The sequence below is a fragment of the Geodermatophilus sp. SYSU D00663 genome (assembly GCF_054050655.1).
The window spans coordinates 163447-180781 of sequence record NZ_JBJGZT010000003.1 but is presented as its reverse complement, the minus strand read 5'-3'; the positions used below and the strand labels follow the sequence as shown (position 1 = coordinate 180781).

Annotated in this window: 17 protein-coding genes; 15 read left to right on the top strand and 2 right to left on the bottom strand. The window is 75.9% G+C overall.

What is annotated here, in order from left to right:
- Positions 1 to 33: 33 nt before the first annotated feature.
- From ACI79Z_RS03785 to ACI79Z_RS03775, 3 genes are all read left to right on the top strand, one after another.
- Complete coding sequence (locus ACI79Z_RS03785) at positions 34 to 2913, top strand: putative bifunctional diguanylate cyclase/phosphodiesterase (RefSeq protein ID WP_456901730.1); 2880 nt, start codon at positions 34 to 36, stop codon at positions 2911 to 2913.
- Between the two features lie 185 nt (positions 2914 to 3098).
- Positions 3099 to 3746, top strand: coding sequence for a PilZ domain-containing protein (locus ACI79Z_RS03780; protein ID WP_387987245.1), 648 nt, complete (start codon positions 3099 to 3101; stop codon positions 3744 to 3746).
- 28 nt (positions 3747 to 3774) lie between these two features.
- A complete protein-coding gene (locus tag ACI79Z_RS03775) occupies positions 3775 to 4521 on the top strand; it encodes an SAM-dependent methyltransferase (protein ID WP_456901729.1) in 747 nt (248 codons plus the stop codon).
- A gap of 175 nt (positions 4522 to 4696) precedes the next feature.
- On the opposite strand, the gene ACI79Z_RS03770 is transcribed toward ACI79Z_RS03775, so the two are convergent.
- On the bottom strand, positions 4697 to 5188 hold the full coding sequence (locus ACI79Z_RS03770; RefSeq protein WP_387987239.1) for an inorganic diphosphatase: 492 nt from the start codon (positions 5186 to 5188) through the stop codon (positions 4697 to 4699).
- A 68-nt stretch (positions 5189 to 5256) separates the two neighbouring features.
- Here ACI79Z_RS03770 and dacB point away from each other — a divergent pair, with 68 nt between their 5' ends.
- From dacB to ACI79Z_RS03720, 10 genes are all read left to right on the top strand, one after another.
- A complete protein-coding gene (gene dacB, locus ACI79Z_RS03765) occupies positions 5257 to 6675 on the top strand; it encodes a D-alanyl-D-alanine carboxypeptidase/D-alanyl-D-alanine endopeptidase (RefSeq protein ID WP_456901728.1) in 1419 nt (472 codons plus the stop codon).
- A 39-nt stretch (positions 6676 to 6714) separates the two neighbouring features.
- Entirely contained in the window at positions 6715 to 7800 is a 1086-nt protein-coding gene (locus tag ACI79Z_RS03760; protein WP_387987233.1) for a zinc-dependent metalloprotease, read from the top strand.
- Positions 7801 to 7813: 13 nt separating this feature from the next.
- Complete coding sequence (tilS, locus tag ACI79Z_RS03755) at positions 7814 to 8824, top strand: tRNA lysidine(34) synthetase TilS (protein ID WP_387987230.1); 1011 nt, start codon at positions 7814 to 7816, stop codon at positions 8822 to 8824.
- The gene (gene hpt / locus ACI79Z_RS03750) at positions 8821 to 9408 is read left to right on the top strand and encodes a hypoxanthine phosphoribosyltransferase (protein WP_387987227.1); all 588 of its coding nucleotides are present in this window, start codon (positions 8821 to 8823) and stop codon (positions 9406 to 9408) included. The genes tilS and hpt overlap by 4 nt, the downstream gene beginning before the upstream one ends.
- A gap of 201 nt (positions 9409 to 9609) precedes the next feature.
- The gene (ftsH, locus tag ACI79Z_RS03745; RefSeq protein ID WP_387987224.1) at positions 9610 to 11637 is read left to right on the top strand and encodes an ATP-dependent zinc metalloprotease FtsH; all 2028 of its coding nucleotides are present in this window, start codon (positions 9610 to 9612) and stop codon (positions 11635 to 11637) included.
- Complete coding sequence (folE, locus tag ACI79Z_RS03740; RefSeq protein WP_387987221.1) at positions 11634 to 12251, top strand: GTP cyclohydrolase I FolE; 618 nt, start codon at positions 11634 to 11636, stop codon at positions 12249 to 12251. Before ftsH ends, folE begins: the two co-directional genes overlap by 4 nt.
- A complete protein-coding gene (folP, locus tag ACI79Z_RS03735) occupies positions 12248 to 13111 on the top strand; it encodes a dihydropteroate synthase (RefSeq protein WP_456901727.1) in 864 nt (287 codons plus the stop codon). The genes folE and folP overlap by 4 nt, the downstream gene beginning before the upstream one ends.
- Positions 13104 to 13484, top strand: coding sequence for a dihydroneopterin aldolase (folB, locus tag ACI79Z_RS03730; protein ID WP_387987215.1), 381 nt, complete (start codon positions 13104 to 13106; stop codon positions 13482 to 13484). The genes folP and folB overlap by 8 nt, the downstream gene beginning before the upstream one ends.
- Positions 13481 to 13984, top strand: a complete 504-nt coding sequence (folK, locus tag ACI79Z_RS03725; RefSeq protein ID WP_456901726.1) for a 2-amino-4-hydroxy-6-hydroxymethyldihydropteridine diphosphokinase — start codon at positions 13481 to 13483, stop codon at positions 13982 to 13984. Before folB ends, folK begins: the two co-directional genes overlap by 4 nt.
- A 5-nt stretch (positions 13985 to 13989) precedes the next feature.
- Positions 13990 to 14517, top strand: coding sequence for a DUF3180 domain-containing protein (locus ACI79Z_RS03720; protein WP_387987209.1), 528 nt, complete (start codon positions 13990 to 13992; stop codon positions 14515 to 14517).
- Between the two features lie 17 nt (positions 14518 to 14534).
- Here the strand turns inward: ACI79Z_RS03720 and ACI79Z_RS03715 are convergent, their stop codons facing one another.
- On the bottom strand, positions 14535 to 15719 hold the full coding sequence (locus ACI79Z_RS03715; protein WP_387987206.1) for an ABC transporter ATP-binding protein: 1185 nt from the start codon (positions 15717 to 15719) through the stop codon (positions 14535 to 14537).
- Positions 15720 to 15722: 3 nt separating this feature from the next.
- Between ACI79Z_RS03715 and ACI79Z_RS03710 the strand changes: the two genes are divergently transcribed.
- Together ACI79Z_RS03710 and ACI79Z_RS03705 are read left to right on the top strand one after the other, a co-directional pair.
- A complete protein-coding gene (locus ACI79Z_RS03710) occupies positions 15723 to 16454 on the top strand; it encodes an ABC transporter permease (RefSeq protein WP_387987203.1) in 732 nt (243 codons plus the stop codon).
- Between the two features lie 73 nt (positions 16455 to 16527).
- The gene (locus ACI79Z_RS03705; RefSeq protein ID WP_387987201.1) at positions 16528 to 17268 is read left to right on the top strand and encodes an ABC transporter permease; all 741 of its coding nucleotides are present in this window, start codon (positions 16528 to 16530) and stop codon (positions 17266 to 17268) included.
- Positions 17269 to 17335: the final 67 nt, after the last annotated feature.

The following is a 17335-nucleotide window of genomic DNA, read 5'->3' as shown; positions in this document are numbered from 1 at the left end:
GCCCGGGACCACAGGGCGCCGGAGGGGGGATCCATGCACCACGACGCCGGCACGTCCACACTCACCACACGACTGGTCCTGCGGCTGGCCGCCGACCTCGGCGGTGACGGCTCGGCCGACCGGGTGCTGGCACGGTCCGGGCTGGGCGACCGCCGGGCGGAGCTCGAGGGCCTGCACGGCCGGGTGCCCTACGCGGTCAAGTCGGCGCTCCTGGACGCGGTGGCCACCGAGCTCGGCGACCCGCGGATCGGGTTGCGCCTCGGGGAGGCCGCACTGCAGGACGAGGCGCTCGCGCCGTTCCGGGCGGTGGTCCGGGCCCTGGGCTCGCCGGAGGCCGTGCTGCGCTCGGTGTCGCGGGTGTCGACCCGGCTGGACACCGCCACGGTCTTCCGCTGCCTCGGCGCGGACCCCGGCGCCGCCCGCGTGGGGTGGCGGGTCCTGCCGCCGAACGTCCCGAACCGGGTCGACTGCGACTACAACGCCGGGATGCTCCGGCAGGTGACCGTCGTCTTCGGGCTCCCCGCGGCGGAGGTGCGGCACGAGACCTGCCAGGTCGACGGCGCCCCCGAGTGCGTCTACGAGGTGAGCTGGGTGCCGCGGCGCAGGACCTCGCGGAGACCGTGGCGCCGGCGGCCCGCGGCCCGGACCGACCTGGACGCGGCGCTGCTGTCCGACGAGCGGCTGGCGATCCTGCAGGACGCGGTCGGTGACCTGGTCTGCGGTGCCGACCTCGAGCAGACCCTGGACCGCATCACGTCCCGCGCGGACCGGGCGCTGCACGCCCCCGGCCACCTGCTCGACGTCCGCCTGCCGGACGGGACCCGGCACGTCCGGGCCCGGGGTCTCGGCTCGCAGGTCGCGGACCACCTCGGCGACACCGTCCTGCAGCCCGGTCTCCAGCGGGTGGGGGACGCGGAGGTGCTGGCCGTGCCGGTGGCCACGGCCGACCGGACCCACGGCGTCCTCGCCGCCGTCCTGTGGCCGGGGCAGGCGTTCTTCCCCGAGGACGAGGCGGTGCTGGCCGCCTTCGCCCGGCACGCCGCCGTGGGTCTGCGGACGTCGGCACTGCTCGCCGAGGCCCGGGAGCACGAGGAGACCGCCCGCCTGCTGCTCACCGTGGCGAGGTCCCTCGCCGGCCAGCCGTCGGTGCAGCGGATCGCCCAGGCGGTCGCCGAGGCGGTGCCGGTGCTCTCCTCGGCCGACCGCTCGGCGGTCGCCCTGTGGGAGTCCGGCGGGGAGTCGGTCCGGGTCGCGGGGGCCAGCGGCTGGAGCGGCGAGCTGGCCGACCGCATCGCCCGCTACGCGACCGACACCTCGCAGAGCCCGGAGCTGTGCGAGATCGTCCGGCACGGCCGGCCGATGCTCGTCGACGCCTCGGGCTCATCCTGGGCGCGCGGCGTCCTGGAGGAGTTCGGTGTGCGCGCCATGGCCGGTGTGCCGATCGCCGTCGGGAAGCGGTTCGTCGGCGTCGTGCTGGCGCACTGGGTGCACCGGGAGCCGCCCGCCGTGCTCGGCGAGCCGCTCGTCGAGCGCCTGTGGGGCCTGGCCGGCATCGCCGGCGTGGCGTTGGAGAACAGCCGGCTGGCGGGGGAGGTCGAGTGGCGGGCCGCGCACGACGCCCTCACCGGGCTGCCGAACCGCGAGACGTTCGAGGCGCACCTGCGGCAGCTCGTGGCGCGCGACGACGGGTCCACCGACTGTGCGGTGCTGTTCTGCGACGTCAGCCGGCTGAGCAGGGTCAACGAGAGCCTCGGTCACGAGGCCGGCGACGAGGTCCTGCGGCAGGTCGCCGACCGGCTGCGGTCGGTGTTGCGCGAGGGGGACGTGCTGGCCCGGTACAGCGGTGACCAGTTCGTCGTCGCCCTCCCGGGTGTCGCGGCCACGGGGCTCGCGGCACTCGGGGACCGGGTCGCCGCGGCCTGCACGACCCCGGTGACCGTGGCCGGCGAGGACGTCTTCGTCGACCTCGTGACCGGCGCGGCGGCGACGGACACCCCGGACGCGCCCGCGGTGTCGGCCCGGGACCTCGTCGCCCGGGCCGCCGAGGACCTGCAGCGGGCCAAGGCCCGGCTGCACGGCGGCCGCAGCACGCGGACCGCCTCGGCGCACGAGCTGCGGCTGGAGACCGACCTGCACGGCGCCCTGGCGCGCGGGGAGATCGAGGTCCACTACCAGCCGCAGGTCGACCTGGTCAGCGGGCGGGTGGCGGCCGTGGAGGCGCTGGTCCGGTGGCGTCACCCCGAGCTCGGCGCCGTCCCCCCGGACGTGTTCGTCCCCCTCGCCGAGGCCGGCGGCCTGATCGGGGACCTCGGCGCGCACGTCCTCCGCGAGGCCTGCGCCACGGTCGCGCGGTGGCGGCGCGAGGGGCTCGACCTGGACGTGGCCGTCAACGTGTCCCCGCTCCAGCTCGCCGCCCCCGACTTCGCCGACCTGGTCGAGGCGGTCCTGTTGGAGACCGGGCTGCCGTGCCGGGCGCTGACGGTGGAGGTCACCGAGAGCCAGGTGCTGTCGGAGGCCGCGGTGCGCAACGGGCACCTCGCGCGCCTGCGCGGGCTCGGCGTCGGCGTGTCCGTCGACGACTTCGGCACCGGGTGGTCCTCCCTGACGCAGCTGCGCCGGCTCCCGGTGACCGAGGTCAAGATCGACCGCTCCTTCACGGCGGGGATGACCGACGGCGACGGCCCGGTCGTGGCCGGGGTCGTCGGCCTGGGCCGTGGTCTCGGGTTGCGCGTGGTCGCCGAGGGGGTCGAGACCGCCGAGCAGGTCCGCCGGCTCACCGCCCTCGGGTGCGACCGGGTGCAGGGGTACCTGGTCGGCCGGCCCGCCCCGGCCGGGGAGCTCGCGGAGCGGCTGCACGCGGGCCCCGTCCTGCCGGCCGACGTGCCGCGGCCGCGGGTGCCCGTCTCCGGCTGAGGCCGTCGGCGTGCCCCGCCGGCACCTCACCCGGCGGGGGTGGGGGGACCCGCAGGAGGCGCGCCCGACTGGAGTCCCGTGCCCTCGCTGCCGATGGGAGTGGGGAACGTGACCGCGAGGAGCCGCCGCGTGCCGGGTGGTCCGACGGCGTCACGTGGGTGACCAGGTGAGCGAGGAGAGCGACGATGGGGACGCCGGGAGTCGACTACCCCGAGGACAGGGCCGTGCTCGACGTGAAGGCGGTCAGCCGGGACGACGTGCTGACCAGCTTCGTCGAGGAGGCGACGGGCGGCGAGCTCGTCGTCAGCGTCGGTGAGGACGCCTCGCGGCGCCGCGTCCGCCTCGACGTGGGCGAGCGCATGGAGCTCATCTGGCGGGGGCCCGAGGAGCTGCGCTCCCTGCCGGTGGAGCTGGTCGAGGTCCGCACCGGCGACGCGCCGACCTGGCGGCTGCGGGTCGTCGGCCCCGCCTCGCGCGGTCAGCGGCGGGCCGCGGTCCGCAGCCCGCTGTCGGTCCCCGTCGAGCTGGGCAGCGGTGACGTGCTCCTGTCGGGGACCAGCGTGGACCTCAGCGAGGGCGGCATGCGCTGCATCCTCGGCGGCAGGCGGGAGGTGGGCGCGGCGCTGGAGGTCGGCGCGGTCCTCCCGGTGACCGTGGACCTGGACGGCACCCGGGTGTCGGCCAAGGCCGAGGTCGTCCGGCGTCACCCGCGCGAGGACGAGCGCACGGAGCTGTCACTGCGCTTCGTGGGCCTGGGGGAGAAGCGCGAGGACCTCATCCGCCGGCGGGTGTTCGCCGAGCTGCGCGACCTGCGCTCCCGCGGCCTCATCTGACCCCGGCGCGCTGCGCCAGACTGCCGGCGTGGACAGAGCCTTCCTCAGCGCCGTCGCCCACCGCTGGCACCCGGTCGCGGCCCCCGTCTCCGACGACGCCCTCGCCCGGCTGGTCGCGCGGCTGGCCCCACCCGAGGGCGGCCGGGTGCTCGACCTCGGATGCGGCTCCGGCGCCTGGCTGCTGCCGCTGGTGGCCGCCCACCCCGGCGTCGTCGGCGTCGGCGTGGACACCTCCGCCCCCGCCCTGGACGCCGCCCGGGACCGCGCCGCGCTCGGCGGCCTGGTCGGCCGGGTCGACCTCGTGGAGGCCGACGCGGCGGCCTGGCGCGGTGGGCGGTTCGACGTCGTCGTCTGCATTGGCGCCGCGCACGTCTTCGGCGGGCCGGCCGGGACCCTCGACGCGGTGCGCGGCCACCTGCGCCCCGGCGGCCGGGTGCTGTTCGGCGACGGCTTCTGGGAGGCCGGGCCCGGCGAGGCGGCGCTGGCCGGCCTCGGCGCCGAGCCCGGCGAGCTGCCGGACCTGCCCGGGCTGCTGGCCGAGGCGACCCGGGCCGGCTTCGAGCCCGGCTACGGCCACCTGTCCACGCTCGCCGAGTGGGACGAGTACGAGTGGTGCTGGACCGGCGCGGTCACCGAGTGGGCGCTGACCGAGGCGACCGGGGAGGACCGCGCCGCGGCCCTGGAGGCCGCCCGCACGCACCGGCGGCAGTGGCTGGAGGGCTACCGCGGCGAGCTGGGGTTCCTGACCGTCGTCCTGCACGACACGAGGCGCTGAGTCGTCCTGCACGACACGAGGCGCTGAGTCGTCCTGCACGACACGAGGCGCTGAGCCGTCCTGCACGACACCCGGCGCCGGCACGACGACGGCGGTGCACCCCGCGTGGGGGTGCACCGCCGTGCGTCGTCCGTCGTGCGCTCGGAGGGCCGGTGGACGGCCAGGGGGGCGGCGGTCAGTGGCCGCCGGCCTCCTGGGCCCGCTTGATGGAGGCGTCGATCTCGGCCTGGGCCTCGGCCCGGCCGACCCACTCGGCGCCCTCGACCGACTTGCCCGGCTCGAGGTCCTTGTAGGTCTCGAAGAAGTGCTGGATCTCCAGCCGGTCGAACTCCGAGACGTCGGTGATGTCCTGCAGGTGGGCCATGCGCGGGTCGGTGGCCGGGACGGTGAGGACCTTGTCGTCCCCGCCCTTCTCGTCGGTCATCCGGAACATGCCGATGGCCCGGCAGGTGATGAGGCACCCGGGGAAGGTCGGCTCCTCGAGCAGCACGAGGGCGTCGAGCGGGTCGCCGTCCTGACCCAGGGTGTTCTCGATGTACCCGTAGTCGGCCGGGTACCGCGTGGAGGTGAACAGCATCCGGTCGAGCCGGATGCGTCCGGTGGCGTGGTCCAGCTCGTACTTGTTGCGCTGGCCCTTGGGGATCTCGATCGTCACGTCGAACTGCACGGCACGTAGTGTGGCCCACCGGTATCAGGCCCACCGGCGCAGGTCCGCCCCGGGGTCTCGTACGGGGGGTGGGCACCATCGCGCCGAGCGGTCCGACGACGGTCACGCCGAGCTACCGGCGGCTGCGCCGGCGCCTGCTGGTCAGCGCCCTGGCGGTGCTGCTGGTGGCCGCGCTGGTCGCCGGCGGGGTGCTGTTCCTGACCAGGGACGACGCCCCGGACGCCGCCGCCGGTCCCGCCGCGGTGCTGCCCGACGTCGGCGACCCCGCGCCCGTGCTCGCCGCGCTCCCCTCCGACGCGCCGGCCCCCGACCCCGACGTGCTCGCCGCCGAGCTGGGCCCGCTGCTGGCGGTCCCGGCGCTGGCCCGCGGGGTGAACGCCGAGGTGATCGACGTCGCCTCGGGGGAGACGCTGGTCGACCAGGGTGCGGGCGACCCGGTCACCCCGGCCTCGACCGCCAAGCTGCTCACCGCCGTCGCGGCGCTGACCGCCCTGGACCCCGACGACACGCTCGAGACGACGGTCGTGGCCGGGGCGGCCCCGGACGAGGTCGTCCTCGTCGGCGGCGGCGACCCGACCCTGTCCACGACCAGCCCCTCGCTCACCTACCCGGGCGCCGCCACCGTCGCCGACCTCGCGGCCCAGGTGCTGGCCGCGCTGCCGCCGGGCACGACCGTGAGCCGGGTCGTCGTCGACACCTCGCTGTTCGAGGGGCCGCTGACCGCGGAGGGCTGGGGACCGGAGGACGCGCCCTCCGGCTACGCCGCCCCGGTCACCGCGGCCGCGGTGGACGGCGCACGGGTGGCCCCGGGGGAGAACGCCCGCAGCGGCCAGCCGGGCACCGACGCCGGGCGGGCGCTGGCCGAGGCGCTCGGCGTCCCCGACGCGGCCGTCGAGCTCGGCGAGGCCCCCGACGGCGCCACGACGCTGGGCAGCGTCCGCTCGGCGCCGGTCGCCCGGCTGGTCGAGCAGGCGCTGTCGCAGTCGGACAACCTGCTGGCCGACTCCCTGGCCCGCCACGTCGCCCTGGCCCGCGGCCTGCCGCCCACCTTCGAGGGCTCGGCGGAGGCGGTCACCGGGGCGCTGGCCGACGCCGGCCTCGACACCACCGACGTCGAGCTGTACGACGGCAGCGGGCTGTCCCGGCTGGACCTGGTCACCCCCGACCTGCTCGCCGACGTGGTCACCGGCGCCGCCGACGGCTCGCTGCCCGGCGCCTCGGCGGTCGTCTCCGGGCTGGCCGTGGCCGGCTACGACGGCACGCTCGCCGACCGCGGTGACGCCGACCCGGCCACCGCCCCCGGCGCGGTGCGCGGCAAGACCGGCACGCTGCTCGGCGTGCACGCCCTGGCCGGCACGGTGGTCACCGCCGACGGCCGGCTGCTGGCCTACGCGCTGGTGGCCAACGGCACCACCGGCGGCGGCGGGCCCGAGGAGGCGGCGCTGGACGCGGTGGCCGCGGCGCTCGCCTCCTGCGGGTGCCGCTGAACGGGGCCGACGCCCGGCCTCCCCGCGTACGGTGAGGTGATGACGAGCAGCGCACTGGTCGACTGGGAGCTCGCCGGGCGCACCGCCCGCCGGCTGGCCGGGCCCGGGCCCGCGACCACGCGGGAGGAGGCCGGCGCCGTCGTCCGCGAGCTGCACGAGGCCGCCGCGGCCGCCGTGGCCCACGTCGAGGGCCTGACCGGGCTGCACCCGGTCGCGGGCGGCCCCGTGCCGGAGGTCGCCGTCGTCGACCGGCCCGGCTGGATCGACGCCAACACCACCGGCATGGCGGCCCTGCTGGACCCGCTGGTCACCGCGCTCACCGAGCGCTCGGAGAGCCGGCCCGGGCCGCTGGCCACCGCGATCGGCTCGCGCGCCACCGGCGTCCAGGCCGGGGGGCTGCTGGCGTTCCTGTCCTCCCGCGTCCTCGGCCAGTACGAGGTGTTCGGCACCGGGGGGCGGCTGCTGCTGGTGGCGCCGAACGTCGTCGACGCCGAGCGCAAGCTGGGCGTGGACCCGACCGACTTCCGCATGTGGGTGTGCCTGCACGAGGTCACCCACCAGCTGCAGTTCACCGCCTTCCCGTGGCTGCGCGACCACCTCGAGGCACAGATCGCCGAGTTCGTCGAGGCCACCGACCTCAGCCCCGACGCGCTGCGCGACCGGATGTCCGACCTCGTCCGCGGGATCGCCGACGCCGTCCGCGGCGGGGACGGCGACGAGGGCTCCCAGGGGCTGATGGCGCTGGTGCGCGACCCCGAGCAGCGCGCCGTCCTCGACCGGGTCACCGCGGTGATGAGCCTGGTCGAGGGGCACGCCGAGTTCGTCATGGACGGCGTCGGCCCCGACGTCGTGCCCTCGGTCCGGACGCTGCGCAAGCGCTTCGCGCAGCGCCGCAAGGGCCGCGGCCCGTTCGACCGCGTGCTGCGCCGGCTGCTGGGCCTGGAGCAGAAGATGAAGCAGTACGCCGACGGGCGGACCTTCGTCGGCGGCGTCGTGGACCTCGTCGGCATGGAGGGCTTCAACCGGGTGTGGACCGGGCCGGAGACCCTGCCGCTCGTCGAGGAGCTCACCGACCCCGCCCGGTGGGTCGAGCGGGTGCACGGCCGCCCGGCCGTGACCGCCTGACCCCCGGGGCGCGGTGAGCGGCCCGCCGGTCCCGGTCGCGCAGGTCCGCAGCGCCGTCCGGCCGGGCCTGCGGGCGTCCGGGCAGCCGGTGCTGGTCGCCGTCAGCGGGGGAGCGGACTCCCTCGCGCTGGCCGCCGCGGTCGCCTTCGAGGCCCCGCGCGCCGGGGTGCCCGCGGGCGCGGTGACCGTCGACCACGGTCTGCAGCCGGGGTCGGCGCAGCGCGCGCGGGACACCGCCGACCTGCTGCGCGGGACGGGGCTGGACCCGGTGCTGGTCGTCCCGGTCGAGGTGGGCGCCGCGGGCGGCCCCGAGGCCGCGGCCCGCGCCGCCCGGTACGCGGCCCTGACCGGGTGCGCGCGGGAGCGCGGCGCGCGCATCGCCCTCGGCCACACCCTCGACGACCAGGCCGAGACCGTGCTGCTCGGGCTAGGCCGCGGCTCGGGCCCGCGCTCGGTGGCCGGGATGGTGGCCGAGCGCCCGCCGTTCTGGCGGCCCCTGCTCGGCGTCCGCCGGGCCACCACCCGGGCCGCCTGCGCGGCCCTGGGCCTGCCGGTGTGGGACGACCCGTGGAACACCGACCCCGCCTACCGCCGCGCGCGGCTGCGCGCCGAGGTGCTGCCGCTGCTCGAGGACGTGCTCGGCGGCGGCGTCGCGCCGGCCCTGGCCCGGACGGCGGACCTGCTGCGGGAGGACCTCGACGCCCTCGACGCGCTGGCCGACGGCCACCTCGCCCGGCTCGCCGGCCCGGACGGCCTGCCGGTCGCGGACCTGGCGCCGCTGCCGGCCGCGCTGCGCCGCCGGGTGCTGCGCGGCTGGCTGCGCGGGGCGGGGGTCGGCGACCTGCAGGCGGTGCACCTGGCCGCCGTCGACGCGCTGCTCACCGGGTGGCGCGGGCAGGGACCGGTGGCCCTCCCGGGCGGTGCGGAGGCGCTCCGGACGTCTGGCAGGCTGGTGCTGCGGCCCGCCGGCTCCCGGGGCGGGAGGGCCGGAACCGCCCCCGACCCCGAGGAGCAGGCCCCGTGAGCGAGACCGCGTCGACCCCTGTCGTGCTGGGGCCCGACCACGGCTACGGCCCCGACATCGACCACGTGCTGCTGTCCGAGCAGCAGATCCAGGACAAGATCACCGAGCTGGCCGACCAGATCGCGCGGGACTACGAGGGCCGGGAGGTCCTGCTCGTCGGCGTCCTCAAGGGCGCGGTGCTGTTCATGAGCGACTTCGCCCGGGCGCTGCGGCTGCCCACCCAGATGGAGTTCATGGCCGTCTCCTCCTACGGCAGCTCCACCAGCTCCTCGGGGGTCGTGCGCATCCTCAAGGACCTCGACCGGGACATCTCCGGCATGGACGTGCTCGTCCTCGAGGACATCATCGACTCCGGGCTGACCCTGTCCTGGCTGCTCAAGAACCTCGGCAGCCGCCGGCCCGCCTCCCTGGAGGTGTGCGCGTTGCTGCGCAAGCCCGACGCGATCAAGGTCGAGGTGCCGGTGCGCTACGTCGGGTTCGACATCCCCAACGAGTTCGTCGTCGGCTACGGCCTCGACTACGCGGAGCGCTACCGCGACCTGCCCTACATCGGGACGCTCAAGCCCGAGGTCTACGCGAGCTAGCGGGGTCCCCAGCACGGGGGAGAGCCCAGCACCCGGGCAGCTCGCACACAGGGGACGTGCAGCCTCCCCGGTGTACCGTCGACCGCAACGACGCTGGACCGAGCGCCAGGGTGCCCGCCCGGGTCGCGCGGAGCGTCACCGGACGCGATCAGGAGGGTCGACGGGCCAGGCCGGAGCCCCCCGGCCGCCCGGCATCGGTGTATGGAACGCAAGAAGATCTTCCGCTCCGTGTGGTTCTGGGTCGTCCTCGTCGTCCTGGTGGCCCTCGGGCTGTCCACCTTCCTCGGCGGCGGCTCCAGCTACGAGCAGGTCAACACCTCGGTCGCGCTGCAGCAGATCGAGGACGGCAACGTCGAGTCGGTCACGATCAACGACAAGGAACAGACCCTCGACCTCGACCTGAGCCGTCCCTACGAGGGCAACGACCAGATCAGCGCGTCGTACCCGATCGGGGCCTCCGACGACGTCTTCGCCCTGGTCTCCGGGATCGACGCGAACGGCCAGCGCACCGGTGACGGCGTCGACTTCACCACGAACGTCACGCAGGACAACGTCTTCGTCAGCGTCCTGATCAGCTTCCTGCCCTTCCTCATCCTCCTGCTGCTGCTGTTCTGGCTGTTCAACTCCATGCAGGGCGGCGGCCGCGGCGTCATGGCCTTCGGCAAGTCCAAGGCCAAGACCGTCAGCAAGGACATGCCGAAGACGACGTTCGCCGACGTCGCCGGCGCCGACGAGGCCATCGAGGAACTGCAGGAGATCAAGGACTTCCTGGCCAACCCGGTCAAGTTCCAGGCCGTCGGCGCCAAGATCCCCAAGGGCGTGCTGCTGTTCGGCCCGCCCGGCACCGGCAAGACGCTGCTCGCCCGCGCGGTGGCCGGCGAGGCCGGCGTGCCGTTCTTCTCGATCTCCGGGTCGGACTTCGTCGAGATGTTCGTCGGCGTCGGCGCCAGCCGGGTCCGCGACCTGTTCGAGCAGGCCAAGCAGAACGCGCCGGCGATCATCTTCGTCGACGAGATCGACGCCGTCGGCCGGCACCGCGGCGCCGGCATGGGCGGCGGCCACGACGAGCGCGAGCAGACGCTCAACCAGATGCTCGTCGAGATGGACGGCTTCGACGTCAAGGGCGGCGTCATCATGATCGCCGCCACCAACCGGCCGGACATCCTCGACCCCGCGCTGCTGCGCCCGGGCCGCTTCGACCGGCAGATCGCCGTCGACCGGCCCGACCTCGAGGGCCGCAAGCGGATCCTCGAGGTGCACGCCAAGGGCAAGCCGCTCGCCCCCGACGTCGACCTCGAGACCGTCGCCCGCCGCACCCCCGGCTTCACCGGCGCGGACCTGGCCAACGTGCTCAACGAGGCCGCGCTGCTCACCGCCCGCCAGGGCAACTCGGTCGTCACCGACGCCACCGTCGAGGAGGCGATCGACCGCGTCATCGCCGGCCCCGAGCGCAAGACGCGGGCGATGAGCGAGAAGGAGAAGAAGGTCACCGCCTACCACGAGGGCGGGCACGCCCTCGTGGCGCACGCGCTGCCCAACCTGGACCCCGTGCACAAGGTGACGATCCTGCCGCGCGGCCGCTCACTCGGGCACACGCTCGTCCTGCCGACCGAGGACAAGTACACCCAGACCCGGTCGGAGATGATCGACACCCTGGCCTACGCCCTCGGCGGGCGCGCGGCCGAGGAGCTGGTCTTCCACGAGCCGACCACCGGTGCCGGCAACGACATCGAGAAGGCCACCTCGATGGCCCGCGCGATGGTCACCCAGTACGGCATGAGCGCCAAGCTCGGCGCGGTCAAGTACGGCAGCACCGACTCCGAGCCGTTCCTCGGCCGGGACATGGGCTCGCGGCCGGACTACTCCGAGGCCGTCGCCGCCGACATCGACGCCGAGGTCCGCGCCCTCATCGAGGCCGCCCACGACGAGGCGTGGGAGATCCTCGTGGAGTACCGGGCCGTGCTCGACCAGCTCGTCCTCGAGCTGATCGAGAAGGAGACCCTCTCCAAGGACGACATGGCCCGCATCTGCGCGCCGGTCACCAAGCGCCCGTCGCTGGCTCCCTACAACGGCTTCGGCAAGCGCACGCCGTCGGACCAGCCGCCGGTGCTGACCCCCGCCGAGCGGGCGGCCCAGGCGAACGGCCACGGCGCCACCGCGGTCGGGAACGGGCTCGTCAAGGGCGGCAACAACCCGGTCGGTGACGTCGGCGCGCCCGTCCAGAGATGAGTGAGATCCCGGAAGAGGCCGAGGACGAGGTCCGTCCGGACTTCTCGCGGGTCGACTCGGCGCGGGCGGAGGCCGCCGTCCGCGAGCTGCTGCTCGCGGTGGGCGAGGACCCGGACCGGCCCGGGCTGCGGGACACCCCCGCCCGGGTCGCCCGGGCCTACGCCGAGACCTTCGCCGGCCTCTGGCAGGACCCCGGCGAGGTGCTCGCCACCGTCTTCGACGAGGACCACGACGAGATGGTCCTGGTCCGGGACATCCCGATGTACTCGACCTGCGAGCACCACCTGGTGCCGTTCCACGGCGCCGCGCACGTCGGCTACATCCCCGGCGACGACGGCCGGGTGACCGGGCTGTCCAAGCTGGCCCGCCTGGTCGACGTCTACGCCCGCCGCCCGCAGGTGCAGGAGCGGATGACCCGGCAGATCGCCGACGCGCTGGCCGAGCACCTCAAGCCGCGCGGCGTGCTCGTCGTCGTCGAGGCCGAGCACCTGTGCATGGGCATGCGCGGCATCCGCAAGCCCGGGTCGACGACGGTCACCTCGGCCGTCCGCGGCATCTTCCGGGACAACGCGGCCACCCGTGCCGAGGCGATGAGCCTCGTCCTGGGCCGGTGACCGGCCGCCGCGCCGAGCTCCTGCACCCGGGGCGGTGCGTGGTGATGGGCGTCCTCAACGTCACGCCCGACTCCTTCTCCGACGGCGGCTGCTTCGCCGACACGGCGTCCGCGGTCGCGCACGGCCTGGCGATGGCCGCGGCGGGCGCCGACTACGTCGACGTCGGCGGCGAGTCCACCCGCCCGGGCGCCGACCGCGTGGACGCCGCCGAGGAGCGCCGCCGCGTCGTCCCGGTGGTCCGCGAGCTCACCGACGGCGGCGTGCGGGTCAGCGTCGACACCACCCGCACCGAGGTCGCCGAGGCGGCGCTGGAGGCCGGGGCGGTGCTGGTCAACGACATCAGCGGCGGGCTGGCCGACGACGGCATGGCCGCGCTCGTCGCCGACGCCGGCGTCCCGTGGGTGCTCATGCACTGGCGCGGCCACAGCCGGGAGATGTACGCGCAGGCCACCTACGGCGACGTCGTCGCCGAGGTCTGCGCGGAGCTCACCACCCGGGTCGACGCCGCGCTGTCGGCGGGCGTGGACGCCGCCCAGCTCGTGCTCGACCCCGGCCTGGGCTTCGCCAAGCAGGCCGCGCACAACTGGGCGCTGCTGGCCGCGCTGCCCCAGGTGGTGTCCCTCGGCCTGCCGGTGCTGGTCGGCGCCTCGCGCAAGTCCTTCCTCGGCCGCCTGCTCGCCGGTGCCGACGGCGCACTGCGCCCGGCGCCGGGACGCGACGCCGCCACCCTGGCCACGACCGTCCTGGCCGCGGAGGCCGGCGCCTGGGGCGTGCGGGTGCACGACGCCGCGGGCTCGGCCGACGCCGTCCGCACCGTGGCCGCCGTCCAGCGCGCCCGCGAGGAGGCCCGCCGTGACTGACGCCCGCGTCCCCGACCGGATCGCCGTCCGGGGCCTGACCGCGCACGCCCACCACGGCGTCCACGGCTTCGAGCGCGAGAACGGGCAGACCTTCTCCGTCGACGCCGTCCTGGAGCTCGACACCGCACCCGCCGCGGCCGGCGACGACCTGACCAGGACGGTCGACTACGCCGAGCTCGCCCAGCGGCTGCACGCCGTCCTCACCGGGGACCCGGTGGACCTGCTCGAGACCCTCTGCCAGCGGCTGGCCGACGTCTGCCTCGCCGACCCGCTGGTCGAGGCCGCCGAGATCACCGTGCACAAGCCGGAGGCCGACCTGGGCGTCCCCTTCGACGACGTCACCGTCACCATCCGCCGCGAGCGTGCGCCGTGAGCCGCGCCGTGCTCTCGCTCGGTGCCAACCTCGGCGACCGCGCGAAGGCGCTGCGCACCGCCGTCGAGGCGCTCCGGGTCGACGGCCTGGTCGCCCGCTCGACGCTGTACGAGACGCCGCCGTGGGGGCCGGTCGAGCAGCCGCCCTACCTCAACGCGGTGGTGTTCGTCCGCGGCGACCGCGACGCCGCCGGCTGGCTGGCCCGCGCGCACGAGCTGGAGCAGGCCGCCGGGCGCACCCGCGACGTGCGGTGGGGCGCGCGCACCCTCGACGTCGACGTCGTCACGGTGACCGCCGACGACGGCACCCCGGTCCTCTCCGACGACCCGGCCCTCACGCTGCCGCACCCGAGGGCGCACGAGCGGGCGTTCGTGCTGGTCCCGTGGCTGTCGCTGGACCCGACCGCGGTGCTGCCGGGGCACGGGAGGGTGGCCGACCTCGTCGCGGCGCTCCCACCGGAGGACGTGGCCGCGGTCGGGCGGTGGGAGCACCTGCATTGAGGCCGGTGAACCGCCGCGACCTGGTCGTCGTCGCCGTCGGGCTGGCGCTGGCCGCCTGGCTGCTGGTCCGCGCGACCTACGGCAGCCTGCCGCCGCTGCGCTGGTGGCTGCCGGTGCCGCTGGCGCTGCTCGCCGCCGCCGAGGCGCTCGGCGCCCGCACGCTGCGCGTCCGGCTGGAGGCCGAGCGCGCCGCCCGGCGCAGCGCCCGCGGGGGAGAGGCGGCGCCGCCCGCCGACCGCGGCGCGCCGCTGGTGCGCCGGGTCGAGCCGCTGCTGGTCGCGCGGCTGGCGGTGCTCGCGCAGGCCAGCGCCTTCGTCGGCGCGGCGTTCGTCGGTGTCTGGGCCGGGGTGCTGCTGCACGTGGCCCCGGCGGTGTCCCGGCTGCAGGCGGCCGGCGGCGACACGGTCACCGCGGTCGTCGGCGTCCTGTGCGCCGTGTCGCTGACCGTCGCCGCGCTGTGGCTGGAGTCGGTCTGCCGCATCCCGCCGGAGGAGCGCGACGACCGGCGGCCGGGGGACGGCGTCCGGGCCTAGCGAGCCGGCCCGGCCGCTCAGCCCCGGGCGGGCACCGGCCCGGCGGTCTCCGGGGCCGTCCCCTCCACCGAGCGGCGAAGCGCCGCGTGCAGCGAGTCGGGGGTGAGCACGCCGAGGAAGACGTCGCCGTCGAGCACCGCGACCCAGCCGGCCTCGTGCTGGAGCATCGTCGAGAACGCGGTCTTGAGCGTCGCGTCGGCGGGCACCCAGGCCTCCATCCGGCGCGCCGCCGTCCCCACCGTGCCGGCGCCCGTGGCCCGCTCCGCGGACAGCCAGCCGTGCAGCCGGCCGTCGTCGTCCAGGACGACCGCCCAGCGGGCGCCGGCGGCCTCCAGCGACGCGCGGGCGTCGGCCAGCCCGTCGGCCACGTGCACGACCGGCGGCCGCTCCAGGTCGTCGGGGCCGATGCCGGTGACCGCCAGCCGCTTGAGGCCGCGGTCGGCGCCCACGAAGTCGGCGACGAAGGCGTTGGCCGGCCGGCCGAGCAGCTCCGCGGGCGGGGCGAACTGCTCGACGTGGCCGCGGGTGCTCATCACCGCGATCCGGTCGCCGAGGCGGACGGCCTCCTCGATGTCGTGGGTGACGAACACGATCGTCTTGCGCACCGTCTCCTGCAGCCGCAGGAACTCCGTCTGCAGCCGCTCGCGGACCACCGGGTCCACCGCGGAGAACGGCTCGTCCATCAGCAGGACGGCGGGGTCGGCCGCCAGCGCCCGGGCCACGCCGGCCCGCTGCCGCTGGCCGCCGGAGAGCTGGGCCGGGTAGCGCCCGCCGTGGACGGCGGGCTCGAGGCCCACGGTGGCCAGCAGCTCGTCGACGCGGGCGCGGGTGCGCCGCTTGTCCCAGCCCAGCAGCCGCGGCACGGTGGCGACGTTGTCCCGCACGGTCCGGTGCGGGAAGAGCCCGACGTTCTGGATCACGTAGCCCATCCGGCGGCGCAGCCGGTCGGCGTCGACGCGGGTGACGTCCTCACCGCCGAGCAGGATCCGCCCCGTCGTCGGCTCGATGACCCGGTTGATCATCTTCATCGTCGTGGTCTTGCCGCAGCCGGACGGGCCGACCAGGACCGACAGCTCGCCCGCGGCGAAGGTCAGGTCCAGCCGCTCCACGCCGACGGTGCCGTCGGGGTAGGTCTTGCTGACCCCCTCGAGCCGGATCTCCTCTGCGGTGCTCTCCCGGCCCGCAGCGGCAGTAGCGTCCACGGGGTGACCTCCCTGGGTGCGCGCCCCCTGCTGGACGCGGTGAGCGACCCCGCGGTGGGGCCGCTCGCGGTGGACGAGGCGCCGAACCCGTGGTTCGACCCGTCCTACGTGACGGAGAACTGGGACTCCATCCTGTCCTACACCGGCGAGCACGTCCGGCTGACCGTGCTGGCGGTGGTGATCGGCGCGGCCGTCGCGCTGCCGCTGGCGGTGCTCGCCCGGCGCAGCCGGTTCCTGTCGGCGCCGGTGCTCGGCCTGTCCACCGTCGTCTACACGATCCCGTCGCTGGCCATGTTCGCGCTGCTGGTGCCCTTCACCGGGCTGTCGTCGAACACCGTGCTCATCGGCCTGGTCGCCTACTCGCTGGTCATCCTGGTGCGGAACTTCCTCGCCGGCCTGCAGGGCGTCCCCGCCGACGTCCGCGAGGCGGCGCGGGGGATGGGGCTGTCGGCCGCGCAGACGTTCTGGCGGGTGGACCTGCCGCTGGCCCTGCCGGCGTTCATGGCGGGGCTGCGGATCGCCACGGTGTCCACGGTCGCACTGACGACGGTCGGCGTCCTGGTCGGCCACGGCGGGCTCGGGCAGCTGATCACCGGCGGGTTCGCGGCGAACTTCTACCGCGCGGAGATCGTCACCGGCGCGGTCGGGTGCGTGCTGCTCGCCCTGCTGGCCGACGTCCTGCTGGCCGGCGCGGAGCGGGCGCTCACCCCGTGGACGCGGGCGGTGCGGACGTGAGCGAGCTCGCGAGCTCACGCGGGGGCGGAGCAACGCCGGGCACGACGCCGACGAGCGCCGGCGCGGAGGACGGGTGAACGACTTCTCCCGCGCGCTGGTCTACCTCAACGACCCGTTCAACTGGACCCGCCCCGACGGCATCGTCGACCTGACGCTGGAGCACCTGGGCATCTCCGCCGTCGCGGTGCTGGCGGCGATGGTCGTGGCGCTGCCGGTCGGCGCCGCCCTGGGGACGGCGCGCCGCGGTGCGGGCCTGGTCGTCGTCCTGTCCAACGTCAGCCGGGCGGTCCCCACCCTCGCGCTGCTCACCCTCTTCGCCGTCAGCCCCATCGGCTTCGGCAACCGCGCGACGACGATCGCGCTGGCGGTGTTCGCCGTCCCGCCGATCCTCACCAACACCTTCGTCGGCTTCCGCGGCGTCGACCCCGAGGTGGAGGAGGCCGCCCGCGGGATGGGGATGAGCCGGGCGCAGGTGCTCGGCCGGGTCGAGCTGCCGCTGGCCCTGCCGCTGGTGACCACCGGCATCCGCACGGCGGCGGTCCAGGTGGTGGCGACGGCGGGCCTGGCCGCGCTCGTCGGCGGGGGAGGGCTCGGCCGGCTGATCAACCTCGGGTTCGGCCAGCAGGACTACGGCGTGATGATCGCCGGCGCGATCCTCGTGGCGGGCCTGGCGCTGCTCACCGAGCTCGTCCTCGCGGTGCTGTCCTGGGCGGTCACCCCGGGCCCGCGCCGGCTGCCGTTCCTGCACGCCCGCACCCCCGCCTCACGGGACGGCGCCGTACCGGAACCCACCGCCAGCGGGGTGCCGCTGTGACCTGCGTCTCCGGCTGATCGCGGGAGGATAACGAGAGCGCAACACATCGGCGGGGGCGGTGTCGGTG

Excerpts from the sequence above, each read along its gene's own strand:
- folE (WP_387987221.1), top strand. The coding sequence starts at position 11,634 with ATGAGTGAGATCCCGGAAGAGGCCGAGGACGAGGTCCGTCCGGACTTC.
- ftsH (WP_387987224.1), top strand. The coding sequence starts at position 9,610 with ATGGAACGCAAGAAGATCTTCCGCTCCGTGTGGTTCTGGGTCGTCCTC.
- ACI79Z_RS03760 (WP_387987233.1), top strand. The coding sequence starts at position 6,715 with ATGACGAGCAGCGCACTGGTCGACTGGGAGCTCGCCGGGCGCACCGCC.
- ACI79Z_RS03785 (WP_456901730.1), top strand. The coding sequence starts at position 34 with ATGCACCACGACGCCGGCACGTCCACACTCACCACACGACTGGTCCTG.
- ACI79Z_RS03780 (WP_387987245.1), top strand. The coding sequence starts at position 3,099 with ATGGGGACGCCGGGAGTCGACTACCCCGAGGACAGGGCCGTGCTCGAC.